At 71.4% G+C, this 6,005-nt stretch carries 4 protein-coding genes and 1 pseudogene; all 5 read right to left on the bottom strand.

The genetic code is table 11. From position 1 onward, the window contains the following. Positions 1-1,199 (bottom strand): trypsin-like peptidase domain-containing protein (locus HLK59_RS47470; protein ID WP_346779996.1); only part of this gene is annotated, 1,199 nt, incomplete at its 3' end. A gap of 244 nt (positions 1,200-1,443) precedes the next feature. Then, positions 1,444-2,349 (bottom strand): tRNA pseudouridine(55) synthase TruB, encoded by a 906-nt coding sequence (gene truB, locus HLK59_RS47465; protein ID WP_171147903.1) that lies wholly within the window; start codon positions 2,347-2,349, stop codon positions 1,444-1,446. Beyond that, complete coding sequence (gene rbfA, locus HLK59_RS47460) at positions 2,346-2,801, bottom strand: 30S ribosome-binding factor RbfA (protein ID WP_171147902.1); 456 nt, start codon at positions 2,799-2,801, stop codon at positions 2,346-2,348. Before rbfA ends, truB begins: the two co-directional genes overlap by 4 nt. A gap of 47 nt (positions 2,802-2,848) precedes the next feature. Beyond that, entirely contained in the window at positions 2,849-3,142 is a 294-nt protein-coding gene (locus HLK59_RS47455; RefSeq protein WP_079313067.1) for a DUF503 domain-containing protein, read from the bottom strand. A 136-nt stretch (positions 3,143-3,278) separates the two neighbouring features. After that, positions 3,279-5,912 (bottom strand): annotated as a pseudogene (gene infB, locus HLK59_RS47450) (translation initiation factor IF-2); the annotation flags it as partial. Positions 5,913-6,005: the final 93 nt, after the last annotated feature.

The raw sequence follows: 6,005 nt of genomic DNA, 5'->3' as shown, positions 1-6,005 counted from the left end.
TCGAGGAGGAGCAGGAGCGGGCGGTCGGCGGTGCGGGCGAGGTGGGCGAGGCGCTCGGGGGTCGTGTCTCCCAGGTCGGCGACCTGTACCGAACGGGACGCCGCGACGATCCGTGCCGCGCGGGTCAGGGCCCTGCGTGCCGCGTCGGCGACCGAGGTGTCGTCGTCCCTGAGGTCGGCGCCGCGCAGCCACAGGGTCGGGGCGGGACGGGCACCCCGGTTGCGGCGGGCGGCGAGGGAGGCGAGTTCTGTCGTACGCCCGCTGCCGGGTGGGCCGACGAGGGCGAGGACGGCGGCCGGGCCCCGGGTGAAGGCCTCGAACTCCGTTGCCGTGGCCGCCCGTTGGACCGGCGCCACCGATCCGGGGGTACCGGTGCCCGCGCGGCCGACGTATCCCGCGAGCGCACCCGACGGGCCGTCCTGGCCCACCGAGGTCGCCGTCAGTTCGAGGACGCCCGCGAGGTTGAGGTCCACGCCGTACGCGGGGACGGTCGCCGCGTTCTCGCCGAGGAGCTCGGCGAGCGGGCCGGCCGGTGCCGGGAGCAGGGGGACGGCGAACCCGGCGTCTCGGCCGCTGCCCTGCAGCGCGGTGCCGAGGACACCGAGCACCGCGCCGGTCGCGGCGTCGAGCACCGGTCCCCCGGCCGCCCCGCCGCCCAGCCGCAGCGCGTCCCGCCCTGCCGTGCCGATGGCCAACTCCAGCGCGGAGTCCAGGAGATGGAAGCGATCCGTCGCCGTGTACGTCACGGTGGCCGCGCCGAGCACCCTCGCCTCACGCCAGCACCCGGCGGCGATCCGCACATAGGCGCCGGTCTCGATCCGGTCCCGCACGGTGACGGGGAGCGGGTCGACGCCGAGCCCCTCGGTCCGTACGAGGGCCAGGTTCAGCTCGGGCAGGGCGGTCACCGCGTCGGCGGTCACCACGCAGTGGCGGTCCTCGGCGGCGTAGAGAAGAAGTCTCGGCAGTCCGTCGACGGCCTCGTGGCTGGTGATCACGGTGCCGTGGTGGTCGGCCACGAAGCCGGTGCCCCGGGGGCGGCCGGCGAGGTCGTGGATACGGACGAGGGATTCGTCGCGCGCCTGTCCCGGCCCGGAAGCCGCGCCGCGAGTCGTGCCGGAAGCCGTGCCGGAGTTCGCGGAGTGCCCACTCTCACCCGCGCGCCGGCGGCCGCCCGCGGTCCGCGGGCCCCGTCCCGCCATGGTCGAACCTCCCCGCCGTGCCCTGCCCTGTCCTCGACGGTAGGCACCAGGTGATCGGCGGGACAGATCGCGCGGTGAACGCGCCCCCTTCCGCTCCCCCGCTTCACTCCGAGCGCCTGCCCGCACGGGTGAATGAGAGGGGGAGGGTGGATACACCCTAGGGGTGGGGGAACCGAGGGGGGACCGTGGAGCGGCGGACAACTCCGTGACCGCCGCTCCACGGGCGGCACCCGATCGGGCCCACTCAGCCGAAGACGGCCAGGCTCTTCGCCTTGCCCTTCTGTTCCTCGACAAGCGCGAGGAATCGGCCCTCGGGGTCGAACACGGCCACCGCGCCGCGCCCCGCGTACTCGCCGGGCATCTCCAGGCGGACGCCGTTCAGCAGCAGCCTCGCCCGCTTGGCGTCCACGTCCCAGCGCGGGAACGCGGCCGTGGCCGCCTCGGCGATCGGCATCACCGTCAGCTCCTGCTGGTGCTGCTCCAGGGTCCTGGCCGCGTCCAGCTTGTAGGGGCCGACCCGGGTGCGTCGCAGAGCGGTGAGGTGGCCGCCCACGCCCAGGTCCGCGCCCAGGTCGCGGGCCAGCGCCCGGATGTACGTACCGGACGAGCAGACCACCGAGACGACCAGGTCCAGGACGGGCGTGCCGTCCTCGGCGACGGCGTCCCGGACGTCGTACACCGCGAAGGACGAGATCCTCACCGGCCGGGCGGGGATCTCGAACTCCTCGCCCTCACGCGCCCGCTTGTAGGAGCGCACACCGTCGATCTTGATGGCGCTGACCTTGGACGGCACCTGCATGATGTCGCCGCTCAGCTTGGCGATCCCCGCGTCGACGGCGTCCCGGGTGACCTTCGAGGCGTCTGTCGACCTCGTGATCTCGCCCTCGGCGTCGTCGGTCAGGGTCGTCTGGCCCAGGCGGATCGTGCCCAGGTACTCCTTCTCGGTGAGCGCGAGGTGCCCGAGGAGCTTGGTCGCCTTCTCGACGCCGAGGACGAGCACACCGGTCGCCATCGGGTCGAGCGTGCCGGCGTGTCCGACCCGGCGGGTCTTCGCGATCCCGCGCATCTTGGCGACCACGTCGTGCGAAGTGAAGCCCGACGGCTTGTCGACGATGACAAGCCCGTCGGGCGTCTGGTTCTTCTGGGTCATCCGGCGGTGTCGTCCGTCTCGTCCTCGTCGTCACCCGGCTTCTTGTACGGGTCCGCGTCACCGGCGTAGGCGGCGCCGGCCGAGACCTCGCGCACCTTCTCGTCGGACTGGCGTGCCTTGTCGAGGAGGTCCTCGATGGTCTTGGCGGTGTCGGGAAGCGCGTCCGCCACGAAGGTCAGCGTCGGCGTGAACTTCACGCCCGCCGCCGCGCCGACCGCGGAACGCAGCACGCCCTTGGCGCTCTCCAGACCGGCGGCCGCGGCCGCGCGCTCCTCGTCGTCCCCGTACACCGTGTAGAAGACGGTCGCCTCCCGGAGGTCACCCGTGACCCGGGTGTCCGTGATGGTGACGTGCGAGCCGAGCCGCGGGTCCTTGATCCCGCGCTGCAGCTTCTGGGCCACCACCTCTCGGATGAGGTCCGCCAGCCTCTTCGCCCGCGCGTTGTCGGCCACTGGTCCGTCTCCTTAAGTGTCTTGCCTCTTGCTAAGACTTCGTCGCTTCAGTCTTCGTCGCTGTGGAGTCTGCGTCGAACCGAGAGCAGTTCCACCTCGGGCCGCCCGGCGACCAGCCGCTCACAGCGGTCCAGTACGTCGGTGAGGTGTCCCGTGTCCCCGGAGACCATCGCCAGCCCGATCTCGGCCCTGCGATGGAGGTCCTGGTTGCCCGTCTCCGCCGCGCTCACCGCGTATTTGCGCTGGAGCTCGGCCACGATCGGACGGACGAGAGAGCGTTTCTCCTTGAGCGAGTGAACGTCGCCGAGGAGCAGATCGAAGGACAGAGTCCCCACATACATGTGTGTGTCCGGATGTCCCGCCGGTTCGGGGTATGGGCGCCGCGTCGACGCCGATACAGGAACCGTACACGCAACGGCCGGGGCCGATCGACGGATATTACGTCCGCCGATCGGCCCCGATCGCGTGCTACGACAATCAGCCGCGCGGCTTCTCGCGCATCTCGTACGTCGCGATGACGTCGTCGACCTTGATGTCGTTGAAGTTGCCGAGGTTGATACCGCCCTCGAACCCTTCGCGGATCTCGGTGACGTCGTCCTTGAAGCGACGCAGACCGGAGATGTTGAGGTTCTCCGCGATGACCTTGCCGTCGCGGACGAGTCGAGCCTTCGTGTTGCGCTTGACCTCGCCCGAGCGGACCAGGACACCGGCGATGTTGCCCAGCTTGGACGACTTGAAGACCTCGCGGATCTCCGCCGTGCCGAGCTCGACCTCCTCGTACTCCGGCTTGAGCATGCCCTTGAGGGCCGCCTCGATCTCCTCGATGGCCTGGTAGATCACCGAGTAGTACCGGACGTCGACGCCCTCGCGCTCCGCCATCTGCGCCGCGCGGCCCGCAGCGCGGACGTTGAAGCCGATGACGATGGCGTCGGAGCCGGTCGCCAGGTTGATGTCGGACTCGGTGACCGCACCCACACCGCGGTGCAGGACACGGATGTCGACCTCGTCGCCGACGTCGAGCTGGAGCAGCGAGGACTCGAGAGCCTCCACCGAACCGGACGCGTCGCCCTTGATGATGAGGTTGAGTTCCTGCACCAGACCGGCCTTGAGCGCCTCGTCCAGGTTCTCCAGGGAGAACCGGACTCCGCGCCGGGCGAAGTTGGCGTTGCGCTCGCGCGCCGCCCGCTTCTCGGCGATCTGACGGGCCGTACGGTCCTCGTCGACGACGAGGAAGTTGTCGCCGGCGCCGGGGACGTTGGTGAGACCCAGGACCAGGACGGGGGTCGAGGGACCCGCTTCCTCGACGTTGTTGCCGTTGTCGTCGAGCATGGCCCGGACTCGGCCGTACGCGTCGCCGACCACCATGGTGTCGCCGATGCGCAGCGTGCCGCGCTGGACCAGGACCGTCGAGACGGCACCGCGGCCGCGGTCGAGGTGGGACTCGATCGCAATACCCTGCGCGTCCTGCTCCGGGTTGGCCCGCAGGTCGAGCGAGGCGTCCGCGGTCAGGACCACGGCCTCCAGGAGAGCCTCGATGTTGAGGCCCTGCTTGGCGGAGATGTCGACGAACATCGTGTCGCCGCCGTACTCCTCGGCCACCAGACCGAACTCGGTGAGCTGACCGCGCACCTTGGTCGGGTCGGCACCCTCGACGTCGATCTTGTTGACCGCGACCACGATCGGCACGTCGGCCGCCTTGGCGTGGTTCAGCGCCTCGATCGTCTGGGGCATCACACCGTCGTTGGCCGCCACCACGAGGATCGCGATGTCGGTCGACTTGGCACCACGGGCACGCATGGCGGTGAACGCCTCGTGACCCGGGGTGTCGATGAAGGTGATCCTGCGCTCTTCGCCGTTGACCTCGGTCGCGACCTGGTACGCACCGATGTGCTGCGTGATACCGCCGGCCTCGCCCGCGACGACGTTCGTCTTGCGGATGGTGTCGAGGAGGCGGGTCTTACCGTGGTCGACGTGACCCATGACGGTCACGACCGGCGGACGCGCGACGAGGAACTCCTCGCCACCCTCGTCCTCGCCGAACTCGATGTCGAAGGACTCGAGCAGCTCGCGGTCCTCCTCCTCGGGGCTGACGATCTCGAGGATGAAGTTCATCTCGTCCGCGAGGAGCTTCAGCGTCTCGTCGGAGACGGACTGCGTGGCAGTGACCATCTCGCCGAGGTTCATCATCACGCCGACGAGCGACGCCGGGTTGGCGTTGATCTTCTCGGCGAAGTCGGTGAGGGACGCACCGCGCGACAGGCGGACGGACTGTCCGTTGCCGCGAGGCAGCATCACGCCGCCGACCGACGGGGCCTGCATGGCCTCGTACTCCTGGCGCCTCTGCCGCTTCGACTTGCGACCACGACGCGCGGGACCGCCGGGGCGACCGAAGGCGCCCTGTGTGCCACCACGGCCACCGGGACCACCGGGACGACCGCCGAAGCCGGGACGACCGCCGCCGCCACCGCCACCGGGACCACCCGGACGACCGGCGAAACCGCCACCGCCGCCACCGGGACCGCCGGGACGACCGGCGAAGCCGCCGCCACCGCCACCGGGACCGCCCGGACGACCGGCGAAGCCGCCGCCGCCACCGGGACGACCGCCGCCACCGCCGCCACCGGGACGACCGCCGCCACCGCCACCGGGACCGCGGCCGCCGGGGCCACCGCCACCGGGACGCGGGCCGGCAGCCGGACGCTGCGGCATCATGCCGGGGTTCGGACGGGGACCGCCGCCGGGACGGGGTGCGCCGCCCTGCGGACGGGGCATGCCGCCCGGGGAGGGACGAGCGCCACCCGGGGACTGCGGACGGGGACCGCCCGCCGCACCCTGGGGACGGGGACCGCGATCCTGACCCTGGCCCTGCGGACGCGGAGCGCCGCCGGGACGCTCACCGGGGCCACCAGGGCCGCCGGGGCGCGGGGCGCCGCCCGGACGGGGCGCCTGCGGGCGCGCCATGCCGGTGGAGCCACCAGAGGTGAAGGGGTTGTTGCCCGGACGGGGACCGGCCGGACGGGCACCGGGACGCGGCGCCTGGCCACCCGGACGCGGAGCGCCGGGACGGTCGCCACGGTCACCACGACCCTGGCCGGCCTGACCGGGACCTGTCTCTTCTACACATCCTACGCTGCCTATGCCTAACATAGGGTACATCCTCGTAGGGGGCGGAGCAGTAAAAAAAAAAAACCACAGCAACGACGA

It is taken from the genome of Streptomyces sp. S3(2020) (genome assembly GCF_013044505.1).
Lineage (GTDB): Bacteria > Actinomycetota > Actinomycetes > Streptomycetales > Streptomycetaceae > Streptomyces.
This window is presented reverse-complemented; position numbering and strand designations above follow the sequence as displayed.